24 protein-coding genes and 1 riboswitch are annotated in these 24902 nt (G+C 33.3%); of the genes, 3 read left to right on the top strand and 21 right to left on the bottom strand.

Annotation, left to right across the window (positions count from 1 at the left end):
- Nucleotides 1–16: 16 nt before the first annotated feature.
- From Q1W72_RS16980 to Q1W72_RS16960, 5 genes are all read right to left on the bottom strand, one after another.
- A complete protein-coding gene (locus tag Q1W72_RS16980) occupies nt 17–1438 on the bottom strand; it encodes a DUF3570 domain-containing protein (RefSeq protein WP_099715499.1) in 1422 nt (473 codons plus the stop codon).
- A gap of 44 nt (nt 1439–1482) precedes the next feature.
- On the bottom strand, nt 1483–1695 hold the full coding sequence (locus tag Q1W72_RS16975; protein ID WP_099715498.1) for a DUF4266 domain-containing protein: 213 nt from the start codon (nt 1693–1695) through the stop codon (nt 1483–1485).
- 15 nt (nt 1696–1710) lie between these two features.
- Nucleotides 1711–2697, bottom strand: coding sequence for an FAD:protein FMN transferase (locus tag Q1W72_RS16970; RefSeq protein ID WP_099715497.1), 987 nt, complete (start codon nt 2695–2697; stop codon nt 1711–1713).
- Entirely contained in the window at nt 2694–3128 is a 435-nt protein-coding gene (locus tag Q1W72_RS16965) for a thioredoxin family protein (RefSeq protein WP_099715496.1), read from the bottom strand. Before Q1W72_RS16965 ends, Q1W72_RS16970 begins: the two co-directional genes overlap by 4 nt.
- Nucleotides 3129–3257: 129 nt before the next feature.
- A complete protein-coding gene (locus Q1W72_RS16960; RefSeq protein WP_282742753.1) occupies nt 3258–3701 on the bottom strand; it encodes a ubiquinol-cytochrome c reductase iron-sulfur subunit in 444 nt (147 codons plus the stop codon).
- Nucleotides 3702–3948: 247 nt separating this feature from the next.
- On the opposite strand from Q1W72_RS16960, the gene Q1W72_RS16955 reads away from it, so the two are divergent.
- Complete coding sequence (locus Q1W72_RS16955) at nt 3949–6045, top strand: LTA synthase family protein (protein WP_302136625.1); 2097 nt, start codon at nt 3949–3951, stop codon at nt 6043–6045.
- Between the two features lie 56 nt (nt 6046–6101).
- Here the strand turns inward: Q1W72_RS16955 and Q1W72_RS16950 are convergent, their stop codons facing one another.
- The 16 genes from Q1W72_RS16950 to Q1W72_RS16875 form a co-directional block, all read right to left on the bottom strand.
- Complete coding sequence (locus tag Q1W72_RS16950) at nt 6102–7100, bottom strand: zinc dependent phospholipase C family protein (protein ID WP_121342065.1); 999 nt, start codon at nt 7098–7100, stop codon at nt 6102–6104.
- Nucleotides 7101–7334: 234 nt separating this feature from the next.
- The gene (locus tag Q1W72_RS16945; RefSeq protein ID WP_302136623.1) at nt 7335–8312 is read right to left on the bottom strand and encodes a YeiH family protein; all 978 of its coding nucleotides are present in this window, start codon (nt 8310–8312) and stop codon (nt 7335–7337) included.
- A gap of 75 nt (nt 8313–8387) precedes the next feature.
- Nucleotides 8388–9284 (bottom strand): LysR family transcriptional regulator, encoded by an 897-nt coding sequence (locus tag Q1W72_RS16940; RefSeq protein ID WP_302136621.1) that lies wholly within the window; start codon nt 9282–9284, stop codon nt 8388–8390.
- A 19-nt stretch (nt 9285–9303) separates the two neighbouring features.
- Complete coding sequence (locus Q1W72_RS16935) at nt 9304–11331, bottom strand: hypothetical protein (protein WP_302136619.1); 2028 nt, start codon at nt 11329–11331, stop codon at nt 9304–9306.
- 82 nt (nt 11332–11413) lie between these two features.
- Nucleotides 11414–12160, bottom strand: a complete 747-nt coding sequence (gene fabG, locus Q1W72_RS16930; protein ID WP_099715489.1) for a 3-oxoacyl-[acyl-carrier-protein] reductase — start codon at nt 12158–12160, stop codon at nt 11414–11416.
- A gap of 183 nt (nt 12161–12343) precedes the next feature.
- Entirely contained in the window at nt 12344–13666 is a 1323-nt protein-coding gene (locus tag Q1W72_RS16925) for a Na+/H+ antiporter NhaC family protein (protein WP_302136617.1), read from the bottom strand.
- Between the two features lie 54 nt (nt 13667–13720).
- Nucleotides 13721–13817: riboswitch (SAM-I-IV-variant riboswitch) on the bottom strand.
- A 127-nt stretch (nt 13818–13944) separates the two neighbouring features.
- Entirely contained in the window at nt 13945–14367 is a 423-nt protein-coding gene (locus Q1W72_RS16920; RefSeq protein WP_121342069.1) for a hypothetical protein, read from the bottom strand.
- 215 nt (nt 14368–14582) lie between these two features.
- Complete coding sequence (sucD, locus tag Q1W72_RS16915; protein ID WP_282712933.1) at nt 14583–15455, bottom strand: succinate--CoA ligase subunit alpha; 873 nt, start codon at nt 15453–15455, stop codon at nt 14583–14585.
- 94 nt (nt 15456–15549) lie between these two features.
- Nucleotides 15550–15912: a hypothetical protein gene (locus Q1W72_RS16910; RefSeq protein WP_099715486.1), complete on the bottom strand. Its 363-nt coding sequence runs from the start codon at nt 15910–15912 to the stop codon at nt 15550–15552.
- 1 nt (nt 15913) lies between these two features.
- Nucleotides 15914–16843, bottom strand: coding sequence for a UDP-3-O-(3-hydroxymyristoyl)glucosamine N-acyltransferase (locus tag Q1W72_RS16905; RefSeq protein ID WP_099715485.1), 930 nt, complete (start codon nt 16841–16843; stop codon nt 15914–15916).
- Nucleotides 16844–16912: 69 nt separating this feature from the next.
- The gene (gene efp, locus Q1W72_RS16900; RefSeq protein WP_099715484.1) at nt 16913–17479 is read right to left on the bottom strand and encodes an elongation factor P; all 567 of its coding nucleotides are present in this window, start codon (nt 17477–17479) and stop codon (nt 16913–16915) included.
- Nucleotides 17480–17534: 55 nt separating this feature from the next.
- Nucleotides 17535–18320 carry an acyl-ACP--UDP-N-acetylglucosamine O-acyltransferase gene (gene lpxA / locus Q1W72_RS16895; protein ID WP_099715483.1) on the bottom strand — a complete coding sequence of 262 codons (786 nt, stop codon included), beginning with the start codon at nt 18318–18320 and terminating at the stop codon, nt 17535–17537.
- Nucleotides 18321–18390: 70 nt separating this feature from the next.
- On the bottom strand, nt 18391–19779 hold the full coding sequence (locus tag Q1W72_RS16890) for a bifunctional UDP-3-O-[3-hydroxymyristoyl] N-acetylglucosamine deacetylase/3-hydroxyacyl-ACP dehydratase (RefSeq protein ID WP_099716333.1): 1389 nt from the start codon (nt 19777–19779) through the stop codon (nt 18391–18393).
- The gene (lpxD, locus tag Q1W72_RS16885) at nt 19772–20815 is read right to left on the bottom strand and encodes a UDP-3-O-(3-hydroxymyristoyl)glucosamine N-acyltransferase (protein ID WP_302136612.1); all 1044 of its coding nucleotides are present in this window, start codon (nt 20813–20815) and stop codon (nt 19772–19774) included. The genes Q1W72_RS16890 and lpxD overlap by 8 nt, the downstream gene beginning before the upstream one ends.
- Nucleotides 20816–20855: 40 nt before the next feature.
- Nucleotides 20856–22085, bottom strand: coding sequence for an HD domain-containing protein (locus Q1W72_RS16880; RefSeq protein WP_099716332.1), 1230 nt, complete (start codon nt 22083–22085; stop codon nt 20856–20858).
- Between the two features lie 123 nt (nt 22086–22208).
- Entirely contained in the window at nt 22209–23003 is a 795-nt protein-coding gene (locus Q1W72_RS16875; protein ID WP_099715481.1) for a DUF1080 domain-containing protein, read from the bottom strand.
- Nucleotides 23004–23245: 242 nt separating this feature from the next.
- Here Q1W72_RS16875 and Q1W72_RS16870 point away from each other — a divergent pair, with 242 nt between their 5' ends.
- Together Q1W72_RS16870 and Q1W72_RS16865 are read left to right on the top strand one after the other, a co-directional pair.
- Nucleotides 23246–23734 (top strand): GbsR/MarR family transcriptional regulator, encoded by a 489-nt coding sequence (locus tag Q1W72_RS16870; protein ID WP_099715480.1) that lies wholly within the window; start codon nt 23246–23248, stop codon nt 23732–23734.
- Nucleotides 23735–23769: 35 nt separating this feature from the next.
- The gene (locus tag Q1W72_RS16865) at nt 23770–24876 is read left to right on the top strand and encodes an efflux RND transporter periplasmic adaptor subunit (protein ID WP_099715479.1); all 1107 of its coding nucleotides are present in this window, start codon (nt 23770–23772) and stop codon (nt 24874–24876) included.
- Nucleotides 24877–24902: the final 26 nt, after the last annotated feature.

Here is a 24902-nt window from a genome sequence, read left to right as displayed (position 1 = left end):
GTATAAATTTAGGCTTTTATTGCATTACAAATTTAAAGGCAATTGTACCAATATTAGCATTTAAATTGTCACTTCTTTCATAATGATTGAATCTAAAATCAATATTTTTCAAACCAAATTTCCAGATTTTTGCACCTGTGAAAATATCCGTATAATTGATTCCAAAACCATATTGATTCGCATCAAATGTAGCCAAATCAGCATCAGAGGTATAATATCTTTCTGTTGACAAATGGGTTTCATAAGGCGCATAATATTTTGAAGCCGTTTGGGTATAGTAACGATACATTGGAAAAACGGTAAACCTATCAGATAATTTTATAGGAAGCTCAATCGTTGCGGTATGCGATTGAATATCCCAATTATCGGAATAAAAACGATAATAGGTTCGCAATATAAATCGCTCGTTGATGTAATAATTCAAACGCGCTCCAACAGGGATTTTAAATCGGGAATCCGGTAATCTTTCGATATCATCAGCCAGTTTATAAACTCCGGTATTCGTTGAACTTTCGTAATTATTAATGTATTGTGCCTGACCGATGTAATAATTAGCTTTATCCGCAAAATAAATGCGGTGATACGGTGAAGACAATAATCCTTGTTGCTGTAGAATATCGAAGAAGATTGAAAACTGTAGTTTTTTGGTTAAAACCTGAGAGAAACCAACAGAAGCCGAATAAGAGTTTCTATTTACGCCACTTACCGTTTGAAATGCTGAAGGCAAATAATTTGTTGTAGTTTGCCCATTTTGATCCAAAACCGATACGCCATTAAAATAGCCTTGATTTAAAAAATTAGTACCATATTTTGAATATTCATGAAGTTCTGTTGGATAAATAGGTCTCCATTGATCCAGATACACATTGGCTTTCAAGCTTAACTCAGTGTTTTTTTCATTAAAAAGAGTCGCAATTCCTCCTCCAAAACCAACCGAAGTATAATCATACTCATTTGAAAACGAAACATCAGTATTCCAAATAAAATTTCTGGAATCACTACTATGGCTGTAATTAGCAACAATTGACACTAATTGATCACTTTTGGAAGCACCTGATGAAGCTTGCCAAGGAGTTCCACTAGGCGTTGGAGCCGCTATCCTATCATCATCACCGCCAGACGCTCCAGTGGCATTGAATGGATTTATATTACTCGACGAAGCCGATGAATAGGCTGATATTCCCAAATCAATGGTTAAAACATCATCATCATTTAATGGCATCGCCACCACAATATTCGAAGCAACATCCGTTAATTTTTCAGAACCTAAACCTCCTGAAACAGCTGATTTTGAACCGTCCTGATTGTAATAACTCGCTAAAAAATCGACCTCAGTACTTTCTAATACTCGTTTTTTAAATGCTGGCGCAGTAGTTTTGTCTTGCGAAAAGGCAATGCTGCTGATTAATACTAAAAGAAATAAAAATTTTATTTTCATTGTATAGAAATTACTATTTACTATCTAAATTGTTGTTTTGTAAATTAGTTGCAACCGCAACCACCACCTGATTTACCACCATTGGCCCCAGCAGCAGCCTCACGATACACTTGAAAAGAAGTTTCATATCGCTCTGCAGTTCTTGCGGTTAGTTTCATGTCAGGATCATTTATTTTTTCTTTTTCGTATTCTTTTACTGAACTACAGGATTGTAAAATCAGCATTACAAAAAACAAAACCGTTATTGTCTTTATCATTTTGAATGTCTTTTATTAATTATATTTTTTGATATCAATTCCTTTTGACGAATGGATTTTACCTTTGTCATCAACAATAATACATTCAATCCCTTTAAGCTGATTGACTAAATCCAACCCTACTTCTACCCCGAGAACAAAAATTCCCGTTGCCAAAGCATCAGCTACTTCCGTTTGCTTTGCAAAAACAGATACACTCACCACGCCAGTTGCGGGATAACCCGTTCTGGGATCTATAATATGCGAGTAGCGAATTCCATTAAAAATAACATACTTTTCATAACTTCCCGAAGTTTCTATAGCGCTGTCTTCTAATGGAAATGTGGCAAAAACTTTATTTTTATTCAAAGGATTTACAATTCCCACATTCCAAGGTTTCCCATCGGGTTGTTTTCCCCAGGCATTAATATCTCCGGAAACATTTACAATTCCTGAAATACAGCCTTTTGAAACCAATAAATCTTTCACTTTATCAGCAATATAACCTTGGCCAATTCCGCCCAAACCTAATTTCATTCCTTCTAATTTCAGGAAAATGGTTTGTTCTTTCTTGTTTATAATAATATTTCTGTATCCAATTTTTACAACTGATTTTTTTATGGCTTCTTCTGTTGGCATTACTTTCATCGAACCGTCAAATTTCCATATTTTGTCCATGGAAGCATACGAAATATCAAATGCGCCATCGGTAATTTGGGAAATTTTAATGGCTCTTTCGACCAATTCAAAAACTTCAGCATCTACTTTTACAGGTTTAATTCCTGCATTACGGTTGATTTCTGAAATTTGTGTAGTCGGAATCCAATCAGAAATTAAATTCTCTATGCGTTTTACTTCGGCTACAGCCAAATCTATATATTCATTGGATTTTATAGTATCGTTTGCAACAGCTGTAATCTCAAATGGACTTCCTAACATCGACAACTTTCTTTTATGGGCGACTTGACCAACGGAAATGAAGGTTGTCAATACTAAACATAGTGAAATTATGCTCTTCATCATTTTTCAAACGAATGGATTAATTTGATATAATCAGCTGGAGAAAGATTTTTGAAACCTGTAATTCCTAACACATTCCCAGTTTTGTCCAAAAGTAACACTAATGGGAAATTTCCTGATTTATTATATTTTTCTGCTAATTTTTTATTGCTCTCCATTAACTCTGGTGCAAGTTGATTTGCTTTTTTCTTTGGAAAATCAGCTTTATAAATAACCCAATTTTGGTCGGCTTCTTTCTTAAATTCTTCTGATTTCCAAATGGTGTTTTCTAATTTAATGCATGGAGCACACCAATCTGATCCTGAAAATACAAGAAGGATGTTTTTATCTTCTGAAAGAGACTGCGCTTTTGCTTCTTCAAAATTGGATTTCCAGTTTTGAGAATATCCTAACGTTCCTATAAAAAGAAACAAGAACATGACCTGTTTTTTCATCTTTTAAATCTATTTTTAATACTGTAAAAGTATTTATTTCTAGTGAAGTATAGTTTTCTGACAGTGAAAATTAAGACAGAATTAATTTAACGACTTTTTACAGATATACATGATTCTTTATTTATTGGACTAGACAATAACGGTCAAAGTTGTTCCAGATAATGTAGTCTGATATTGTTTTAAATTGGATGGCGCAGGTCCGGAAATTACGGTGCCAGTACTTGTAAACTGAGAATTATGCCTTGGACAAACAAATACATTTCCTGACTTATCATAACCAAGCGTTACACCTTCGTGAGTACAAGAAGACGATACAGCCAAAAAAGTTCCCGTAGTGGTCCGTGCAATGATAATCCCTTTAGTGACCTGGAAACCTCCATTTGTAGCCAAAGGTCCTGTGCTAGTATCAACTGTAAAATTACTTGTGGCGGTTGGTGTTGGTGTTGATGAACCAGAACCACCAGTATTAGAATCGTCTGAGCTACAACTCGTAGCTAAACCGGCTATACAAGCAGGCAATAAAACAGTTGCCGCTCCAAATCCTACTCTCGCAAAAAATTCTTTTCTAGTCATGATTATTTTATATTAGGTTGGTTAATATAATTACATACGCAAAAAAAATACTTATAGTTTTTTTAGAACTAACAAACAGAACTTGTATAAAGATGCAAAATATTTCAGGACTGTTTTAAAATTTCTACAGTAATCATAAAATGGATTAAATCTCCTTAATCTAAGATCTTGTTTTCATAAAATATTAAGCAATTCTTAAAAAATAGCGCTAAAAATTATGTATACTTTTGTATATAAAAATAATACTATGAATTTTCTGAAAAAGTCATCCCCTTTTTATTATTTATTACTCTTTTACATTGCTGTAAGCTTTGTTTTAAGGGTTATACTATTTTTTCATCCCATAACGCAAACATCATTTACTTGGACTGATACGCTGTCTTTATTTGTTTTTGGGTTCGTATCTGACTTTTTTATTTTTGTTTTACTTAGTGGCTTTTTATGGCTCTATCTTATTTTTATATCCAATTCTAAATATTTAAAACCGTACGGTTATATTATTTTTGGACTGTTGTTAACGCTATTACTTTATGTTTCATCTGGAAAAACTATACTCAATGAATATGGCAGTGCTTTGCCTGCTATTGCAATTGGTTTTGTGGCAATAAAAACACTTTTGTTTGGATTATTACTTTTTCTTCCAAAATACCGAAGTCAAATCAGGTTTTGGTTGTTCTCCTTTGTGATTTTTCTTTATGTGGTTTTAATTTTGCAAAATGGAATCAGTGAATACTTTTTCTGGAATGAATTTGGCGTGAAATACAATTTTATTGCAGTAAATTATTTGGTTTACACCAATGAAGTTATTGGGAATATTATGGAGTCTTATCCTGTAATTCAATTGTTTTCAGTACTCTTTATAATTGCTGGATTTGTAACATATCTAATTGTAAAAAAATCCAAAAACTATATTGAAAGTATTCCTGCCTTTGTGGAAAAAATAAAATTATCCGGAATTTATTTAGCTTTATTCGCCCTTTCTTTATTTGCAATCCCATTTTTTTCCACTAAAGAAAGCTCTCATAATGTTTTTGCGAATGAACTTCAAGCTAATGGTATTTACAAATTCTACCTGGCATTTATGCACAGTGAATTGGATTATTTTAAGTTTTACAAAACACTTCCCAGTAGCGAAGCATTTGCTCAATTAAAACAACAAATTCCGTCCATTTCGGGAGAAACAACTTGGAGACAAATAGAAAACGAAGCTGCCGAGAATCATAAAAATGTAGTGCTGATAACTATCGAAAGTTACAGCGCCGAGTTTATGAAAATGTATGGTGACGAAAAGAATATCACTCCATTTCTTGATAGTTTAGCAACCAAAAGCTTAGTTTTTACAAACCTTTATGCTGCAGGAAACAGAACGGTTCGCGGTCTTGAGGCCGTTACTTTATGTTTTCCTCCTACCGCAGGCGAAAGTGTTGTAAAACGTGAAGACAATAAAAATAAATTTTCGACAGGAAACATCTTTAAACAGAAAGGGTATAATGTAAAATTCATGTATGGAGGTGATTCATTTTTTGATAATATGAAAGACTTTTTCACCGGAAACGGATATGAAATTGTGGACAAAACAGCATTTAAACCAAATGAAATAACTTTTGCTAATATTTGGGGTGTCTGTGATGAAGATATGTACAACAAAGCAATCAAGATAATGAATAAGGAAAGTGTTACAAATAAGCCGTTCTTTAATCACATTATGACGGTAAGCAATCACAGACCTTTCACCTATCCAAATGGGAAAATTGACATTCCGGGAGATGTGAAATCTCGTGACGGCGGTGTAAAGTACACGGATTATGCGATGAAAAAATTCTTTGAAATGGCCAAAAAGCAGCCTTGGTTTGCCAATACCGTTTTTGTTATTCTTGCGGATCATTGCGCTTCCAGTGCAGGAAAAACAGAGCTTCCAGTGGAAAAATATAGAATTCCAGCAATGATTTATAGTCCTGGTTCAAAACCCCAAAAATATACAAACCTAATGTCGCAAATAGACATTATGCCTACTTTATTCGGGTTATTAAATTTTGATTACCAAAGTAAATTTTACGGTCAGGATGTTTTAAAATCAGATTACAAACCTCGCGCTTTGATTGCAACCTATCAGGATTTAGGATTAATAAAAGAGAATGTTTTAACGGTTATTTCTCCCAAACAAAAAGTAAAACAGTTTCAATTGACTTTGAAACCCAACCAAAAAGTAGCTCGTGATTTCCAAATTCATTACGATCAAATAGTGTTGAAAAAAGAAAGACCAGATTTAATAAACGAAACGATTTCATACTATCAAACAGCCTCGGATCTGTTGAAGAAAAAGAAATATCAAAAGATTAATTGACATAAAAAAACGGGTGAAATTAAAATCTCACCCGTTTTTTAATTGGAAATATAGGATTACTCTCTTTCGCTTGTCAAACCAAAAAGATTCCCTTTTTCAAAAGTTTTTAAATCCTTTTTTAACGTTTTGCTGTTGCGTTTTGTAAGTTCGGCAGCATCAAGATTACTTAAATCCGGTTTTCCTGCATTTACCCAAGCCGTGTACCAAAAACTTGCTGTTGCAGTAATGGCTTTTTTCATTTGCTTTTCAACCATTCCATTCAAATCCGTGTGTAATTTAGCTGCATATTCATCAGAATATAACATTCCACCGTATTTATTTTTGACAACATTTCCAGTAGCATCAGTTACATACATCTTGTTTTCAGCAGTTGCATTTCTTAGTTTTCTATCAGTTGCCAACAAAGGTTCCACTAAACTATGAGTGTCAAAAATGATATCCCAAGTTGCTTTATCTACATCCTCTAAGTATTTTCCTTGTGCAACATTCAATTTATAATCTTTAGCAAACAATTCCGGCAAACGACTTTCCCACAACGAATGAATTCCTTTTTGGTTGGTATTTTGTCCATCGTGATTGTCAGAAGTATGCAATGGCATGTGTGCATCTGCAATATAATGTCCTAAATCACCAGCAATGAATAATATTTCGTTTTTTCTTTTGTCCTTAAAAGCCTTGGTCAATTTGACCATCATATCTTGGATGTACCAAGGTAATATTCCGTTTTTAGTCAAAAACTTCTCATCGTATTTTAGCTTTGCTTCTTCCATTGTTTTAGGAAAAGTTTCTACAGCACCAAAATTCTCCATGTCAAAATAATGGCGAGGTGGCTCTCCTTTGTCATTCAAAACATTTCGTCTTAAATCCGGAACAGTAGATTCTTGTGTAATGAAATCAATATGATTGTAAAAAAAAGTCTGCAATGGTTTTGGAAGTGCCATTACCGCTGCTCTATTGATTCGTTCATGTCCAATAACTCCCCATGACAAGAGAAAAAAAGCAACTCCAAGAGTAGATAACGCAATAAGTGTAGGTCTGATTTTAAAATTTTTCATTAAATTTATTTTTTTGAAATGCAAATGTATTTCTTTAAATCGTTATTAGAAAAAATTGGCTTTAAGATTCTGTTAATTAAAAAAGAAAACTTACAAATATGTTTCGATAGTAAGGAAAAAGAGCCGTTTTCATGATTTACGTTTATCTACGCCATAGTTTTGTTACAGCAATTTTTAATGATACTTTCCGATTTGAATTTCATGTTATCAAACGAAAAACCTTTCATCATAAAACTATTTTAAATAAATAATCGAAATCAAAGTAGCGGTTGCAATGAAGCCCCAAAGTAAAATTCCTTGAGCCAGCGGTTTTAATCCCACTGATTTCAGAACAGTTCTATTCAATCCGGCTCCAATTAAAAACAAAGTTACCGTCAGACCTATTTTGGCAACTGAAACAAAATGCGGTCCTATGCTCTTCATTTGAGGCAGATACGTATTGGCAATCATGGCCAAAATAAACAGTCCAATAAAATATGGGATTTTTATTTTCCCCGATTTATTTTTGAAAATAAATGCTGTAATCAATGCTACAGGAATAATCCACAAAGCTCGGGCTAATTTTACTGTTGTGGCAATTTGTAATGCTTCGGGACCATATTTACTGGCTGCTCCCACCACAGAACTGGTATCATGAATGGCAATGGCGCACCATAATCCAAATTCTTTTTGTGATAAATCCAACCAATCACCCACCGCTGGAAATAAAAACAGCGCCACCGAATTCAGAATGAATATCACTCCCAAAGCAACAGAGGTTTGTTTTTCATTGGATTTGATTACTGGGGCAATCGCGGCTATGGCGCTTCCTCCGCAAATTGCAGTTCCGCATGAAATTAAATGAGAGGTTTTCTTCTCCGTTTTCAACCATTTCCCTAAAAAAGTTCCTAAAACTAAAGTGCTCACAATAGAAATAATCGTAAACAAAAAGCCTTCTTTACCAGCAGAAACTGCACTGTGGACATTCATTCCAAATCCTAAACCAACTACCGAAAACTGCAACAGATAATTAGTGGCTTTATGATTCAATTCTAAAAAAGGATGTCCAAAAAGGTTGGCTACAATCAATCCTAATACTAAAGCAATTGGCGGAGAAACAAAAATGGTAGTGCAAAACAATAGCAATGCAACAAAAATGAGTTGTTGCAATTTAGTGTTTACTTTAAAAAAAATAAAAGACTCTTTTTGAATAAGTTTTTGATGCGTTTCCAATGTAAAGTTGTTGAATTATTACTGTACAAAGGTGGATAGATAAATCTATTTATACCAATCGCAAATTATAATCTCCTATAACTTTAAATTATAATGATTCGAAATGTTCTGGATAAACAAATCGGATAACGAATCCGTTTTTCCTTGTAACGTAATAACGTAAAAGAAACGTTCTATAATAAGATCTTTAATATCTAAGATGGCCAATTCATTGTTTTGAAGTTCTTTTTTTATGGCATGAATCGATATAAAAGCCACACAATCAGAGTTCATTAAATAGGATTTTATGCTTTCGGTACTTCCTAATTGCATTTCGATTTTTAATTCTGATAATTTAATTTCAAATGGTTTTAAAGCATGTTCAATAACTTCAAGTGTTCCTGAACCTTGTTCCCGCATTAAAAAATGCATCCTTTTAAGATCTTCCTGGGTCACTTCATCACGACTTACTAACGGATTGGAACTCTTACAGACTAAAACCAATTTGTCCTTTAAAAACTCCGTATATTTAATAGACTTATTTTTTGATTGTCCTTCAACAATTCCTATTTCGATTTCCTGTTTTAATAAAGCATTTTCTATTTGTTCCGTATTTCCATTTAGTAAACTCACTTTTACATCTTGTAATTTTTGATGAAAACGAGCTAAAAGTGGTGGAATTATATACTGAGAAATTGTCGTACTGGCTCCTAATCGTAACAGTCCGGAACGTTGATTTATCAGCGTACTCATATCAAAATCTATTTCACGGTATATTTCAAAAATACTTTTGGTATGCTTCAGTAAGACTTCACCTGCAGCTGTCAGTGAGATTTTAGAACCGTTTCTGTCAAACAATTTGATTTTATATTGTTCCTCTAATTCTTGAATATGCTTTGAAATCGCAGGTTGCGTAATAAACAATTCAGTTGCAGCTTTTGTGAAACTCAACCGATTGGCAACGGTATAGAATACTTTTAGTCTAAAATCCATGATGTTTAATTGTATTTTATTACAGTAATCCGTTGTATTTTCGAACAAACCATTCGGTTGCCAACAAAATTGAAATTAAAACCAGTAACCAAATCCAATCAATCAAAGGTGTTTTGGTAACAATATTCTTTTGTATCGCCTTATATTCCTCATTTTTCAAAAGCGTTTTAATCAACATATCTACTTGGTCCGAAAAATACGCTTTCCCTTGTGTTTGCGTAGCCAATTGTGTCAATTTCTCCACATCTGGATTGACAAATTGCTTTTCGATATCAAAATCAAGAATTTCAAAACTACTGGAATACGTCGTTTTAGAATTCAATTCTTTTACCGTAAACGCGTAAGGTCCCGCTTTAAGCCCGTCAAGATTGACTTTATAGGAATTATTTCCTTTTAATAAATCGTAATTTTTTGTTTGTTTCGTTTTGGTATTCGTTACCGCAATAGTCAAACGTGCTTTTTCATCAAACTCATAATTCTTATTGAAATATTGCGCGGTTATTTCAATGGCTTCGCCGGAATTATAGAAACTTTCATGTTCTACCACTAATGATTTTTTAGAATTATTAGAAGCCAAAAATTGAATAATCTTATCCATGAAAACATCATATTTTTCAAATGATTGATTGTTGACATGTGTTTGCAAACGCCATTTCCAGCTGTTTTCTCCCAAGAGATAAGCGGCTCGCCTGCCTTGATTTTCTGTGAAAGCCAGTAAAGGTGAATTAGTCTCTATTACTCTAATTTTGGATGAAAGCAAAACGGACACCGCTCCTTTTGTAGTTACGGTTCCAAAAGCATTTTGCAAAGGCGGTAAATTTTCAAACCCAATATTATCAACCGCAAACAAATTAAACTGCGCATTAAAAACCGACAAATAATCTTCTTTTTGTCCGCTCATTTTAAAGTTCAAATTATCCTGTTGCTGATTCAGAAAATTAAAATCGGTGTTGTTACCAGTAATGATAAACGTATTGATTCCAGCACCTTTATTACTCTCAAAAATATTTTTAAATTCGGCTGTTGGCTGGTATAAAATCAAAACATTAAAATCTTGTAACGTCTTAATATCATTAGGCTTAACGATAGTTATTTTACGTTGTACATTTGATTCAATGGCTCTTTTTAGTGAGCCTAAATCAGGATGAGTTATAGCTGATACTATAGCAATATTTGTTTTTTGGTCAATAACTTCAACCGCAAAATTCTTGGTGTTATTATAGGTGTTTTTTTCTTTTTCTTTAGATGAAATAGTAGCTTTAAAAATCTGTAATCCTATTTTATCAGCTGGTAAAAGTATGCTTACAGTTGCCGTTTTTTTGGAAGGAGAAAAGGCAATCGATTGTTTGCTGAATATCGAATTTCCTTGTGAAATAATAAAATCGGCCGTTATGCTTTTAGTTCCTGAATACTGTAAAAAAGCTTCTACAGGAAATTTATTCTTATGAAAAGCATATTTATTAACATTCAGTTGATTGATTTTAAAATCTAAGAAAGTTGTTGTATCGCCAACGATTACAGGATATATTTTATTTGCAGTATCAAAACTAAAAACATAATCATTTCCCGAAGTTTGGTTTCCATCCGTAATTAAAACTGTTGGATAGATTGCATTTTTATAAATGCTTTTTAGATTTTTGGCAACAACATCAATATTAGTTTGAGTTCCTTTAAAATCAAATGTTTCAGTCGGTTCAAAATCATCTGAAAACTGATACGATTGCACATCGAATTTTTCTTGTAAATCTGAGTTTGATTGTATCTTTTTATACAATTCCAATGCTTTTTCATTGGCATTCAAAAAAGAAATAGAACTCGAATTATCAACAATTATCGGCAAAGGGGTTTTTACCGTTTCCAGCGTATTTTTGGTTAGTATTGGATTAATCAACAATAATAAAATTCCAAAAATGGATGAAAAACGCAAAAAAGCCAAAAACCAACCGACTTTCGATTTGTTTTTGGCTTTGTAGATATATTGAAAAAATGACAAACCGCCAGCTATTAATAAAGAAAGTAGTAGTAATAGAACGGTTGTTGTTGTCATTCTTTTTTTATTTTAAATGATGAATTTTAAACTTTAAATTTTCACATCATTTAAAATTCATCATTTATAATTTATAATTATTTTAGGTAAGCATTCCTCCACAAACATTCATAACCTGTCCAGTTACATACGCACTCATATCAGACGCGAAGAAAAGACATGCATTAGCAACGTCCTCAGTCGTTCCGCCACGTTTCAAAGGGATTCCGTCTCTCCATCCTTTTACAACATCTTCGTTTAATTTAGCCGTCATTTCTGTTTCGATGAATCCAGGAGCAATTACATTACAACGAATATTACGTGATCCTAATTCCAACGCCACTGATTTAGAAAAACCAATAACTCCCGCTTTTGAAGCAGCATAATTAGTTTGTCCTGCATTTCCTTTCACTCCTACAACTGAACTCATATTGATTATAGAACCAGAACGTTGTTTCAAGAAAGTACGTTGAATTGCTTTAGTCATATTAAAAACTGATTTCAAATTGACATCCATCACTTTGTCAAAATCTTCTTCGGACATACGCATCAAAAGGTTGTCTTTAGTTATCCCAGCGTTATTAATTAAAATATCAACCGTTCCAAATTCAGCCAAAACTGCATCTACAAAAGTTTGCGCTTCATTAAAATCGGCTGCGTTAGATTGATATCCTTTAGCTTTAATTCCTAAAGCGTTCAATTCATTTTCAAGAGCCAAAGCTGATTCCACTGACGAACTGTATGTAAATGCAACATTTGCACCATGTTTTGCAAAAACTTCTGCAATTCCTTTTCCAATTCCGCGACTTGCACCTGTAATTATGGCAACTTTTCCTTCTAGTAATTTCATATTCAAAAATTAGTTTAAATTTTATTTGAAGCTAATCCTGCTATCCGCTTCAATCTTTTATGAACACTAACGTTCACATAAAAGGATTTTCACTACTATCAGGGCTATCTTACACCCGTCAAATATATAATAATTCCCTTTTTAAAAAAAATTCAAAAGCAATTACAGTCAAAAATTCAATTCTTAAATTTTAAAGAATCGCTTTGTCCATTTGTCCCAAAACGAAATATAAATAGCCACCAATGTGAAAATTAGTAAAAATAAATGGTACCAAGCATTACTAATTAAGTCAAAGAAATCTAATTTTCCATTAGTGTAGCTCAATATAAGCAATACTTGAGCGCCATACGGTAAAACTCCTTGAATTATACACGAAAAAATATCCAGAATTGCAGCCGTTTTTCTAGGATTCAATTCATATTCATCATTAATTTCTTTGGCAATAGGTCCTGTAATTACAATAGAAACCGTGTTGTTCGCTATTGCTAAATTAGCAAAACCCACTAAAGCACCAATTCCCGCTTGAGCTGATTTTTTACTTTTAATTCTTTTTTTAATTTGAACTAATAAATACGTTATTCCACCCGCTTTATCTACCATAGCTGCTAAACCTCCAGTAAGCATTGATAATAAGAAAATATCAGTCATACTGGTAAAGCCTTCATATATCTTTTGAGTGAACTCCATTAACGTAAACGAACCACTAAAATAACCTATGATTCCTGCCAATAAAGTTCCAATAAGTAATGTTGAAAATACATTAACACCTACTACCGCCAATACTATTACTAATATATAAGGGACAATTGCAATCCAGGAAAAATCATTTTTTGCAATGGCAACAGTCACAATATCCGAGTTTAAACCAAGATAAAAGAAAACCATAATAGTCAAAATTGCAGCAGGAAAGGCAATAAATAAGTTAATCTTAAACTTGTCCTTTAGATCACATCCCAATGACTGCGTTGCTGCGATAGTAGTATCAGAAATCATCGAAAGATTATCTCCTAACATAGAGCCACCTAATAAAGCGCCTGAAATTAAAGGTAATGAAGCACCGCTTTTATCAGCTAAAGCGACAGCTATCGGGCCAATAGCTACAATTGCACCCACTGATGTTCCTGTAGCAGTTGATAAAAAAGAAGCAATCAAGAAAATTCCTAAAGGAAAATAAGCAACATCAATAGTATTTATTCCAAGATTCACGACAGCATCAACTCCACCCATCGCTTTACTTACTACTGCGAAGGCTCCTGCTAGCAAATAAATTAAACACATGGTCATGATTTTACTTTCACCACATCCTGCAAACAATGTAGCAACTTTTTCATCAGTAGTGGATTTGAAAAGTAAAAAGGCTGCTATGATACCAACTACAACTGCCACTGGCGATGGAAAAGCATAAAAATCATTCAGAACAATTCCTGCTCCTAAAAAAGTAAAAATAAAAACCAATAAAGGAATCAAGGCAAAGGCATTTCCTTTTTCTTTTGAAAATAAAGTCATAAAAATAATTTAAAATTAAAAATTATGACGAAAAACAAAGCTAAATATGGGAATGTAAACAACATTTTTTCCAAAGGATTTGGCTTATCGTTTTAGCACCTTGCTTGTTGTTGCAGGTTGCTATCCTATTGAAGGATTCGTGATAACGGGTGCAAAAGTAATTAATTATTTATGAAATTAGCCTAATTTTATTCCAAAAAAAGATAATTCAAAAAAAAGCGCCACATGAAAATGTAGCGCGATTATAATTAAGATGTTGAAAGGCAGACTTTAAATAATTAAAAAGCTACATTCCATTTTGGCAGTCTTCCATTTTCGTCAAGGAAGTTTTGTAAAACTTGTCCTTCTACAAATGTTGGAATCACTTTAGTTTTATCGTTGAATGTCTCATACCAAACCACTTCTAGTGTACTGATATCTTCGATTTTCATTTGTGCAGGCCAAGAATATTTTCTTCCAGTTTTAGCAAATTGGTGTCCTTCAACAATTTTGTCTTTTAAACCACCATTTTTAATTTTCAAAGTTCCGTTGTTTTGAACAGTTCCTGTAGAACCAACCATAATTAACTCTTTTTCATCTCCTACTGAATACACTAAAAATACTCCAGATCCTTCTGATGCATTGCAAACTTCTGCTAAACTATCTTCTGTAGTAAATGAAAACTGATTGCTAACTTTGAATTTTTTTAACTCTTTGTACATATTATTTTATTTTTATTTGAACTGGCTTCGACAAAAAAATACCCCACAAAATCGTGAGGTCCATTAGAAACCAATCGTTTATGTTTGTTCTTATTAGGATTACATCTTAAAAACAGATGCATTTAATAAAGTGCAAAGATATTTCTTTAATTCAATTTATAATAAAAAAGCCCCACAAATTGTGAGGCTTTTAAAATATTTAATTAGAGTTTAGATTAACCTAAAACTTCTTTTACTTTTTTACCAATTTCAGCTGGAGAATCTACCACGTGAATTCCACATTCTCTCATGATTTGTTTTTTAGCTTCAGCAGTATCGTCAGATCCACCAACGATAGCACCTGCATGTCCCATTGTACGTCCCGGAGGAGCAGTAACTCCTGCAATGAAACCTACAACTGGCTTACGGTTACCATCCGCTTTGATCCAATGAGCAGCATCAGCTTCTAATTGTCCACCTATTTCACCTATCATTACGATACATTCTGTTTCTGGGTCATTCATCAATAATTCAACTGCTTCTTTTGTAGTTGTTCCAATGATTGGGTCTCCACCAATACCAATTGCAGTAGTGATTCCTAATCCTTGTTTTACTACTTGGTCAGCTGCTTCGTACGTTAATGTTCCAGATTTAGAAACAATACCAACAGTTCCTTTTTTGAAAACAAAACCTGGCATAATACCAACTTTAGCTTCACCCGGAGTAATTACACCTGGACAGTTAGGACCTATTAATCTAGAATTTCTTTCTTTAACATAACTATTTGCTTTTATCATGTCAGCAACAGGAATTCCTTCAGTAATTGCAATAATTACTTTAATTCCAGCATCTGCAGCTTCCATAATTGCATCAGCAGCAAAAGCCGGCGGAACAAAAATGATAGTTGTATCAGCTCCTGCTTGTTCTACAGCATCTTTTACAGTATTGAAAACTGGTCTGTCTAAGTGAGTAGTTCCCCCTTTTCCTGGAGTTACACCACCAACAACGTTAGTACCGTACTCAATCATTTGAGAAGCATGGAAAGTTCCTTCGCTTCCTGTAAAACCTTGAACAATTATTTTGGAATCTTTATTAACTAAAACACTCATGATATATTTTTTATGTAGTTTTTAAAATTGTTATGCAAAAGTATAAAATAGTAATCAGTAATCAGTATTCAGTATTCAGTTTTTTGACACTAAATTATGATAATTGACTCATTTGATACCCTCGAAATAGTTTATTGTCTTTTATTTGCCAAATAACCATAAAATGCGCCAATAACATTTCTTCTCTAGGATTCTCAATCGTTTTCACAAAATGAGAATAACGCACCGAAATGGTATCATTTTCACTTACAATATGGCTAATTCTAACCTTTGAACGAACGTAGGCTTTACTCAAATCATTAGACAGACTCAATAAAGAATTATAATCCAATTGAACCAATCCCTTACTGCTGTTCCATTCAACAATAACTTCAGGATGCAAAAAATCTTTTATGACTTCGCTGTCAATAAGAGCATCTGATTTGTAAAATTTCTGAACGATTTCTTTAGCAGACATATTACTTTAGTTTATTAAGAATTTCTGGTATCTTCTTGATATTAGCCAGTTGTTTCAATTTTTCTCTTGATTCTTCTATTGGTGTACCAAAATAAGACTTTCCTCCTTCAACTGATTTTGTAACTCCGGTTTGACCAAGAATAACTGCCTTCGCTCCTATTGTGATTCCGCTTGTGGTTCCTACTTGTCCCCAAATAGTAACTTCGTCTTCAATAATGACACAACCCGCAATTCCGGTTTGTGAAGCAATTAAACATTTTTTGCCAATAACGGTATCATGGCCAACATGTACTTGATTGTCAATTTTTGTGCCTTCGCCAATAGTTGTATCGCCAGTCACACCTTTGTCAATTGTACAAAGCGCTCCTATTCCCACATTATCTTTGATGACTACTCTTCCACCGGAAAGTAATTGATCATATCCTTCAGGACGTTTTTTATAATAAAACGCATCAGCACCAAGAACAGTTCCTGCATGAATCATTACATTATCGCCTATTACGGTATAATCATAAATGGAAACATTAGAATGAATCAAACAATTCTTTCCAATAACAACATGATTTCCAACAAACGTATTAGGCTGTATTACAGTTCCTTCTCCTATTGAAGCTGAAGCAGCTATAGAAACATTCGAAAACTGAAATGGCTTGAAATAGTTTGTTAATTTATTAAAATCCCTAAAAGGATCTTCAGAAATCAACAATGCTTTTCCATCTGGACAAGCTACATTTTTATTGATTAAAACAACAGTCGCTGCAGAGTTTAATGCCTTGTCATAATACTTAGGATGATCCACAAAAACAATATCTCCAGATTCAACAACATGTATTTCATTCATTCCAGTCACTGGAAAATCTTTATCACCAACATATTCACAGCCGATGATATTTGCAATTGCTTCTAAAGAGTAAACTTTTTGGAATTTCATTTATTTAGTATTCAGTGTTCAGCAATCAGTGTCCAGTATATCTGATTACTGAACACTGATTACTGTAAACTATTCTTTAACTCGTTCCATGTAAGAACCTGATGCAGTATCAATTTTAATTTTATCTCCTTCATTAATAAACAAAGGGACATTTACAGATGCACCCGTTTCAACAGTTGCTGATTTTGTTGCATTTGTAGCAGTATTTCCTTTAATTCCTGGCTCAGCGTATGTCACTTCAAGAATAACTGAAGCTGGCATATCTACTGAAAGCGGTAAATCAGTCTCAGTATTGATGCTTACCATTACATTTTCTCCTTCTTTCAATAAATCTGGTGAGTCTAAAATGTTTTTGTTTAAAGTAATTTGTTCGAAAGTCTCTGTATTCATAAAATGAAATTGATCACCTTCTGGGTACAAAAACTGGAATTTATGGTTTTCTACTCTAACTTCTTCAATTTTATGACCCGCAGAAAAAGTGTTATCCAAAACTTTCCCGTTAGTTAAACTTCTAAGTTTAGTTCTAACAAAAGCAGGACCTTTTCCTGGTTTTACATGAAGAAATTCAATGATTTTGTAAATATCGTTGTTGTATTTAATACACAATCCGTTTTTAATATCTGATGTAGATGCCATTATTTTTTTATTTTTATTACTATTTTTATTTTTTGGTAACTAAAAACTACTTTTTTTAGTAGTTTCCAGAATATCCTTTCATTACTCCTCTTGATGAATTTCGAATAAAATCAATGATTTCATCTCTTTCCGGTGTCGCTTCCATCTCTGCTTCAATAATACCCAAAGCTTGAGTTGTATTGTAATTTTTTTGGTATAGAATTCTATAAATATCTTGAATTTCTCTGATTTTTTCAGTTGTAAAACCGCGTCTTCTCAATCCAACAGAGTTAATTCCAACATACGACAACGGTTCTTTTGCTGCTTTTGTATAAGGAGGAACATCTTTTCTTACCAAAGATCCACCTGATATCATGGCATGATCACCAATTTGAATAAATTGATGTATTGCTGCCAATCCACCGATAACCGCAAATTTACCTACAGTAACGTGACCTGCCAAAGCTACTCCATTTACAATAATTGCATTATCGCCAATATGACAATCATGAGCAATGTGTGCAGTTGCCATTACCAAACAATTATTCCCTAAAGTAGTTTGTCCGGATGCAATTGTTCCTCTATTGATAGTTACACATTCTCTGATGGTACAATTGTCTCCAATTATTGCTAAAGAATCTTCTCCACCAAATTTTAAATCCTGTGGAACTGCCGAAATAACTGCACCAGGGAATATATTACAATTTTTTCCAATTCTTGCGCCTTCCATTATGGTAACATTCGAACCAATCCAAGTTCCGTCCCCAATAACTACATTATTGTGAATGGTTGTAAATGGTTCAATGACAACATTTTTGGCGATTTTGGCGCCTGGATGAACATAGGCTAGTGGTTGATTCATATTCTTTGTTTAATCGTTTAACTGTTTAATCGATTAACCGAATACACGATTAACCAAATCAACAAAAAAATTACTGTTTCTTAGCAATTTGTGCCATTAATTCTGCTTCAGCAACTAGTTTTCCATTTGCGTAAGCGTTTGCTTGCATGTGACAAATCCCTCTTCTGATAGGTGTAATTAAATCACACTTAAAAATTAAGGTATCACCAGGCAATACTTTATGTTTGAATTTAACATTATCTATTTTCATAAAATAAGTCAAATAATTTTCAGGATCCGGAACAGTGCTTAAAACTAGAATTCCACCCGTTTGTGCCATTGCTTCAACAATTAAAACACCCGGCATTACTGGAGCTTCAGGAAAATGTCCCACAAAAAAATTCTCATTCATTGTAACATTTTTCATCCCCACAACATGGGTTTCAGACATTTCAATGATTCTGTCAATCAATAAAAACGGTGGTCTATGAGGTAGAACAGCCATAATTTTATGAATGTCCATTAATGGTTCCTGATGTAAATCATAAACAGGAACATAATTCCTTTGTTCGATTTTTATGATTTTTGCCATTTTTTTGGCAAACTGTGTATTTACAAAATGTCCTGGTTTATTAGCAATTACTTTACCTTGAATTCTTGTTCCAATCAAAGCTAAATCACCTACTACATCAAGTAATTTGTGTCTTGCCGCTTCATTGGGATAATGCAAAGTAAGATTGTCTAAAATTCCATTTGGTTTAACTGTAATTTCGTCTTTTCCAAAAGCAACTTTTAAATTTTCCATTGTAGCTGCTGATATTTCTTTATCTACGTATACAATAGCATTATTTAAATCGCCACCTTTTATCAAACCATTTTCTAACAATGATTCTAATTCATGTAAAAAACTAAAGGTTCTAGACTCCGATATTTCCGTTTTAAAATCTGAGATGCTTTTCATTGTAGCATTTTGAGTACCAAGTATTTTAGTACCAAAATCTACCATTGCAGTAACTGAATAATGATCGTTTGGCATTACCAATATTTCACTTCCAGAAGCTTCATCTGTAAAAGAAATTACTTCTTTTACTACATATACATTTCTTTTAGCGTTTTGTTCTTCAATTTCTGCTTTTTCAAGCGCTTCAACAAAATATTTTGAAGAACCATCCATAATAGGAAGTTCAGAAGCATTCAATTCGATGATTACATTATCTAAATCGCAACCAATTAGTGCTGCTAAAACATGTTCAGGTGTCTGAATTTTTACGCCTAATTTTTCTAAATTGGTTCCTCTTTGCGTGTTTACAACATAATTAGCATCTGCTTCAATAATAGGTTGTCCTTCCAGATCTACTCGAACAAAAGTAAAACCATTATTTACTGGAGCAGGTTTAAAAGTCATTTTTACTTCTTTTCCTGTGTGTAATCCAACTCCAGTTAGCGAAATTTCTGTTTTGATGGTCTTCTGTTTAACCATTGTTTCCATTTTTTTGGTTTAATATTTGTTTTTTTAATTCTTCTATTTCTGCAACAATTTTAGGCAAATTCTTAAAATGAACATATGATTTACTAAAATCATTGTATCCAAATGTAGGGCTTCCTTGCAAGATTTCATCATCTTTTATATTACGTCCCACACCTGATTGCGCTTGGATTCGAACATTATTACCAATGGTTAAATGTCCAGAGATTCCAACTTGTCCGCCAATCATTCCACTTTTTCCAATTTTTGTAGAACCAGCAACTCCTGTTTGAGCAGCAATTACGGTGTTTTCACCAATTTCTACATTATGGGCAATCTGAATTTGATTGTCAAGCTTTACTCCTTTTCTAATAATTGTTGACCCCATTGTAGCTCTGTCTATTGTAGTACATGAGCCTATATCTACATTATCTTCAATAATTACATTACCTATCTGCGGAATCTTAGTGTAGGTTCCGTCTGGATTGGGAGCAAAACCAAAACCATCAGCGCCTATTATAGCACCGGAATGAATGGTACAATTATTCCCAATTACAGTCTCCGAATATATTTTTGCGCCAGCGAACAATATTACATTATCCCCTATTACCACATTATCCCCCACGAAACAATTAGGATATATTTTTACATTTTCACCCAAAACTACATTCTCACCCACATAACTAAAGCTACCAAGATATAACTTATCTCCGTATTTTACACTTTCTGAAAGGAAAGAAGGTTGCTCAATTCCATTTTTATTCAATTTCACCTGATTGTAAAACTCTAATAATTTAGAAAATGCGGCATACGCATCTTCCACTTTTATTAGTGTAGTGGTTAAAGGTGATTCAGGCACAAAAGTGTCATTAACAATTGTTACTGAGGCTTTTGTAGAATATATATAATTAAGATATTTAGGATTTGATAAAAAAGTTAGCGATCCCTCACTACCTTCTTCGATTTTTGACAATCTAAAAACTTCCGCCATGGGATTCCCAACAACTTCACCTTCTAAAATCCCCGCTATTTGTTCTGCTGTAAATTTCATTGCGACAAAAATATAAAAAAATAGATTTTAAATGACCTTTTTATAGCAGTTGTTTTGGGAAACAGATATAATATTTAGTCACTAATTTAGATAACGATTTTAAATTCAGCTGGTCAGAAGATTCTATAACGTCCTCAATTGTGCTGTCTTTTTTCAAAATTCGTATCGGTTCGGCTTCTTTACTATACGCTTGATTTTTTATTTTGCCTTTAAAAATAAAATAATTGGTTTCTAATAATGAAATATTATTTTCCAATGCAAAACGCTCCTTTAGTGGATGCAATTCTTCAATCGCTACTTTTTCACTAGTTAGTTTTATTTTTAATAAATCCCGATTGACAATCATTTTGCTTAAAGATGATAATATAAAATCATCTTGTTTTTGCCAAGCTTTTAATGCGCCAATAATATCAAAATCATCTAATTGAGCAAATAAATCCAAGGTTTCAGCATCAAAAGTATCTATGGTTACTTTGTTTTGCATAAAAAACAATAAAGGCTCGCTGCATGGTAATTGCACTCCTTTTAAAGTCAATTCTTTGGCGCGTTTTAAGATTTTCATCAAAATTAACTCTGCTACCAAACTGGTTTTGTGTAAATACGCCTGCCAATACATCAATCGTCTGGACATCAAAAATTTCTCTACAGAGTAAATTCCTTTTTCTTCAATTACCAAATAATCGTCCACGACATTCATCATTTGAATCAATCGTTCCGAGTTGACATTTCCTTCTGCCACTCCAGAATAAAAGCTATCGCGTTTCAAATAATCCATTCGATCCATGTCCAATTGACTGGAAATCAACTGTAACATAAATTTTCTGTTGTATTCCCCTTTAAAAACCTGAATTGCCAAACTTAACTGACCGTTAAATTCTACATTCAATTGGTTCATAAATAGCAAAGAGATTTCTTCGTGATGTACATCTTCAACAATGCTTTTTTCCATAGCATGTGAAAACGGTCCGTGACCTATATCATGCAACAAAATAGCAATATATAATGCGTTTTCTTCTTCGGGAGATATTAAAACGCCTTTAAAACGCAATACATCTACCGCTTTTTGCATCAAATGCATACAACCTAAAGCATGATGAAAACGGGTGTGATTTGCGCCAGGATATACTAAATACGATAATCCCATTTGAGAAATTCGACGCAAACGTTGAAAATAAGGATGCTGAACTAAATCGTAGATTAAGGCATTTGGAATGGTAATAAACCCATAAATGGGATCATTGAATATTTTAAGCTTATTGATTTGACTCACTATTAAGTTTGTTTTTAAGGTCAACAAATATAAGTAAATTAGATTTCAAAACAGAGTTGTTCCTAATTGTGATTTGGAGCCAAAAAAAACGGAGCGTTTGAAGCGCTCCGTTAGTATAATTTTTTAAAGTTTTCTAATCCAAATATTTCTGAATTGATTTTTAGAATCATGATCTTGAAGCGAAATAACATCATCACCATGAGATGAAGGATAATTATGCAAACCAATATAAAGAGTCAACCCATTTATTGTAGTGTTATTTTGTACCAAAACACCATTCAAAAATACGGTAATTCTCGCCGGAGCATCAATCTTGCCATCAGCTTTGAATCTTGGTGCAGTGTAGATTACATCATAAATATTCCATTCCAATGGCGTTTTTACAGCGTTTACCAATGGTGGATGGTCTTTATAAATACTTCCGGCTTGACCATTATTGTATGTTCTGTTATTGTAGGAATCCAATATTTGCAATTCGTATCTGTTTTGGAAAAAGACACCACTATTTCCTCTAGCCTGTCCTCCATCTAAAACAACATCCGGTGCGCTCCACTCCAAGTGCAACTGGCAATCACCAAAAGCCATTTTAGTTTGAATCGCTCCAGAACCCGGAACAACTTCCATATAATCTTTGTCAACAATTTTCCATCCAGCAGGTTTGCTTGCATCTTTTTGACTTACCCATTGGTCTAAGTTTTTACCGTCAAATAAAATAATCGCATCCGAAGGCGCACTTCCAAGAGTTTTAGCTGGCGTTATTACTTTTACTTCCGGTTCCCAAATTTCCGTCATTTCGGGTTTCATTGGCATTGGGGAAACCTCAGGTGGAGTATTCACATATTTGTGTTGCGCCATAGCTGCCGTTGCAGAAAATAAGGCAATCATTAAAAAAGAGTTCTTGAAGTTTTTAGATTTCATAGTTAAATTCATTTGGTTTAAAAAAATATAAATATAGCATAATTGTTCTCTTTTCAATATTAAGCATTTTTTTTTCACGAACTAACTTTTAATTTAAATATAACTAATTGATGGTTAAACTTTAGATTTTTATTCCAAAGGCTGACAATTCCAAAGAAATCGTTTTCTTAAAAAATTAACATAATTTTAAGTTCGTTTAGTTCGGTAAATTACGAACTAACTTTAATTTTGCAAAAAAAATCATGGCTGCAATACAAAAAGAGAGAGAAGAACTTATCGAGATGTTCGGAATTCATTTTGAGTTATTATACAATTTACCGCCACTAGGTTCCAGAATTTTAGGATTACTAATAATTGATGGTTGCAAAACCGGGTTAACATTTGAAGAGATAGTAGAAAAACTTGGGGCCAGTAAAAGCTCTATTTCAACCAACTTGAATCTGCTTCTAAAAATGGATAAAATAAATTACTACACTTTATGTGGTGATCGAAAAAAATATTTTAAGCCTTCCCAATTCAGTGAAAGATTAACAAATTATATCAAAATCCTGGATTTTGAAAAAAAGATAATAGACAAATTAATCTCTTACAGAGAGCAAACTATTTCGTGTACTGAAGAACGATGCAATATGGAAAATGTCAAGGCCTACAAGGCACACGTTTGCGAAGTAGAGGAACTTTTAATTAAGACAATCGAAAAATTCAAAGAAATAGAAAGAAATAACAGTTAAAATAATAATTAATCAATTTTAGAAAATAGTCCCGTATGAAAAAGAAATATTTTATAAGTGCAATTTTGTTATCAATAAGCTTGCTCTCCTGTAAAAAAGAAACCGCTCCAACAGCTCCTCCTGTAATGCCCTATAAAGTTGTCGAAATAGGAACATCTAATACCACTTTATTAGCTGAATATCCTGCTAGTTTAGAAGGTGTTACAGATATTGACATTCGCGCAAAAGTAGATGGATATATTGAAAAAATATATGTCCAAGAAGGTCAAGAAGTTAAAAAAGGTCAATTGCTTTTTAAATTAGAGACACAAACGGCAACCCAAGAAGCTGGAGCTGCAAAAGCAAAAGTTGCTGCTGCTCAAGTGGAAGTAAATCGTTTAATCCCTTTGGTAGAAAGAAAAATAATCAGTGATGTTCAATTAGAAACTGCAAAAGCAAATTTAGCTAGCGCTAAAAGTACTTATCAAAGTATCGTTGCCAGAATTAATTATGCTACCATAAAAAGTCCGGTTAATGGAATTGTGGGAACTTTACCTTTAAGACTGGGAAGTTATGTCAGCAGTCAAACAGTCGAGCCTTTAACTCGCATTTCAGATGTGAGTACCATTTATGCCTATTTTTCAGTAAATGAAAAAGAACAATTGGACATCATGATGCATGCTCAAGGAAAGTCTTTTCAAGAAAAAATAAACAAAATGAAAGCTGTAAACTTAGTTTTGAGCAATGGTATGCAATATGAACAAAAGGGTAAAATTGAAACCTTTAGCGGACAAGCCAATGCAGCAACAGGTTCCTTTAATGTAAGGGCAAGTTTTCCAAACGGGAATAAATTATTGCGTTCTGGAGGAAGTGGAACTATTCAAATCCCAACAGATTTAGAAGATGTTATTATTATCCCACAAAATGCTTCATTAGAATTACAAGACAAGCGTGTGGCACTTGTTGTGGATAAAGATAACAAAGTGAAAGCTGTTCCAATTGAAGTGCGTGCAATTCCTGGAGGCAAATTTTTTGTAGTTGATAGCGGATTAAATATTAACGATAAAATACTTATTGAAGGAGTTGGGATTGTAACTGAAGGAACCCTTATTAAACCTGAAGTAGTTGATTTTAATACGATAATCAATCCAACAAAAAAATAATTGACAAACTAACTATTGAATAAATA

The organism is Flavobacterium sp. ZE23DGlu08, assembly GCF_030505335.1.
Classification (GTDB): Bacteria; Bacteroidota; Bacteroidia; order Flavobacteriales; family Flavobacteriaceae; genus Flavobacterium; species Flavobacterium algoritolerans.
The sequence above is the reverse complement of the archived record's forward strand: the minus strand, read 5'-3'. Positions and strand labels throughout refer to the sequence as shown.

Excerpts from the sequence above, each read along its gene's own strand:
- Q1W72_RS16865 (WP_099715479.1), top strand. The coding sequence starts at position 23,770 with ATGAAAAAGAAATATTTTATAAGTGCAATTTTGTTATCAATAAGCTTG.
- sucD (WP_282712933.1), bottom strand. The coding sequence starts at position 15,455 with ATGAGTGTTTTAGTTAATAAAGATTCCAAAATAATTGTTCAAGGTTTT.
- lpxA (WP_099715483.1), bottom strand. The coding sequence starts at position 18,320 with ATGAATCAACCACTAGCCTATGTTCATCCAGGCGCCAAAATCGCCAAA.
- Q1W72_RS16980 (WP_099715499.1), bottom strand. The coding sequence starts at position 1,438 with ATGAAAATAAAATTTTTATTTCTTTTAGTATTAATCAGCAGCATTGCC.
- Q1W72_RS16920 (WP_121342069.1), bottom strand. The coding sequence starts at position 14,367 with ATGTACAAAGAGTTAAAAAAATTCAAAGTTAGCAATCAGTTTTCATTT.
- Q1W72_RS16925 (WP_302136617.1), bottom strand. The coding sequence starts at position 13,666 with ATGACTTTATTTTCAAAAGAAAAAGGAAATGCCTTTGCCTTGATTCCT.
- Q1W72_RS16870 (WP_099715480.1), top strand. The coding sequence starts at position 23,246 with ATGGCTGCAATACAAAAAGAGAGAGAAGAACTTATCGAGATGTTCGGA.
- Q1W72_RS16890 (WP_099716333.1), bottom strand. The coding sequence starts at position 19,779 with ATGGTTAAACAGAAGACCATCAAAACAGAAATTTCGCTAACTGGAGTT.
- Q1W72_RS16910 (WP_099715486.1), bottom strand. The coding sequence starts at position 15,912 with ATGTCTGCTAAAGAAATCGTTCAGAAATTTTACAAATCAGATGCTCTT.
- Q1W72_RS16950 (WP_121342065.1), bottom strand. The coding sequence starts at position 7,100 with ATGAAAAATTTTAAAATCAGACCTACACTTATTGCGTTATCTACTCTT.
- fabG (WP_099715489.1), bottom strand. The coding sequence starts at position 12,160 with ATGAAATTACTAGAAGGAAAAGTTGCCATAATTACAGGTGCAAGTCGC.
- Q1W72_RS16935 (WP_302136619.1), bottom strand. The coding sequence starts at position 11,331 with ATGACAACAACAACCGTTCTATTACTACTACTTTCTTTATTAATAGCT.
- lpxD (WP_302136612.1), bottom strand. The coding sequence starts at position 20,815 with ATGAAATTTACAGCAGAACAAATAGCGGGGATTTTAGAAGGTGAAGTT.
- Q1W72_RS16905 (WP_099715485.1), bottom strand. The coding sequence starts at position 16,843 with ATGAAATTCCAAAAAGTTTACTCTTTAGAAGCAATTGCAAATATCATC.
- Q1W72_RS16940 (WP_302136621.1), bottom strand. The coding sequence starts at position 9,284 with ATGGATTTTAGACTAAAAGTATTCTATACCGTTGCCAATCGGTTGAGT.
- Q1W72_RS16965 (WP_099715496.1), bottom strand. The coding sequence starts at position 3,128 with ATGAAAAAACAGGTCATGTTCTTGTTTCTTTTTATAGGAACGTTAGGA.
- Q1W72_RS16875 (WP_099715481.1), bottom strand. The coding sequence starts at position 23,003 with ATGAAATCTAAAAACTTCAAGAACTCTTTTTTAATGATTGCCTTATTT.
- Q1W72_RS16975 (WP_099715498.1), bottom strand. The coding sequence starts at position 1,695 with ATGATAAAGACAATAACGGTTTTGTTTTTTGTAATGCTGATTTTACAA.
- efp (WP_099715484.1), bottom strand. The coding sequence starts at position 17,479 with ATGGCATCTACATCAGATATTAAAAACGGATTGTGTATTAAATACAAC.
- Q1W72_RS16955 (WP_302136625.1), top strand. The coding sequence starts at position 3,949 with ATGAATTTTCTGAAAAAGTCATCCCCTTTTTATTATTTATTACTCTTT.
- Q1W72_RS16960 (WP_282742753.1), bottom strand. The coding sequence starts at position 3,701 with ATGACTAGAAAAGAATTTTTTGCGAGAGTAGGATTTGGAGCGGCAACT.
- Q1W72_RS16970 (WP_099715497.1), bottom strand. The coding sequence starts at position 2,697 with ATGATGAAGAGCATAATTTCACTATGTTTAGTATTGACAACCTTCATT.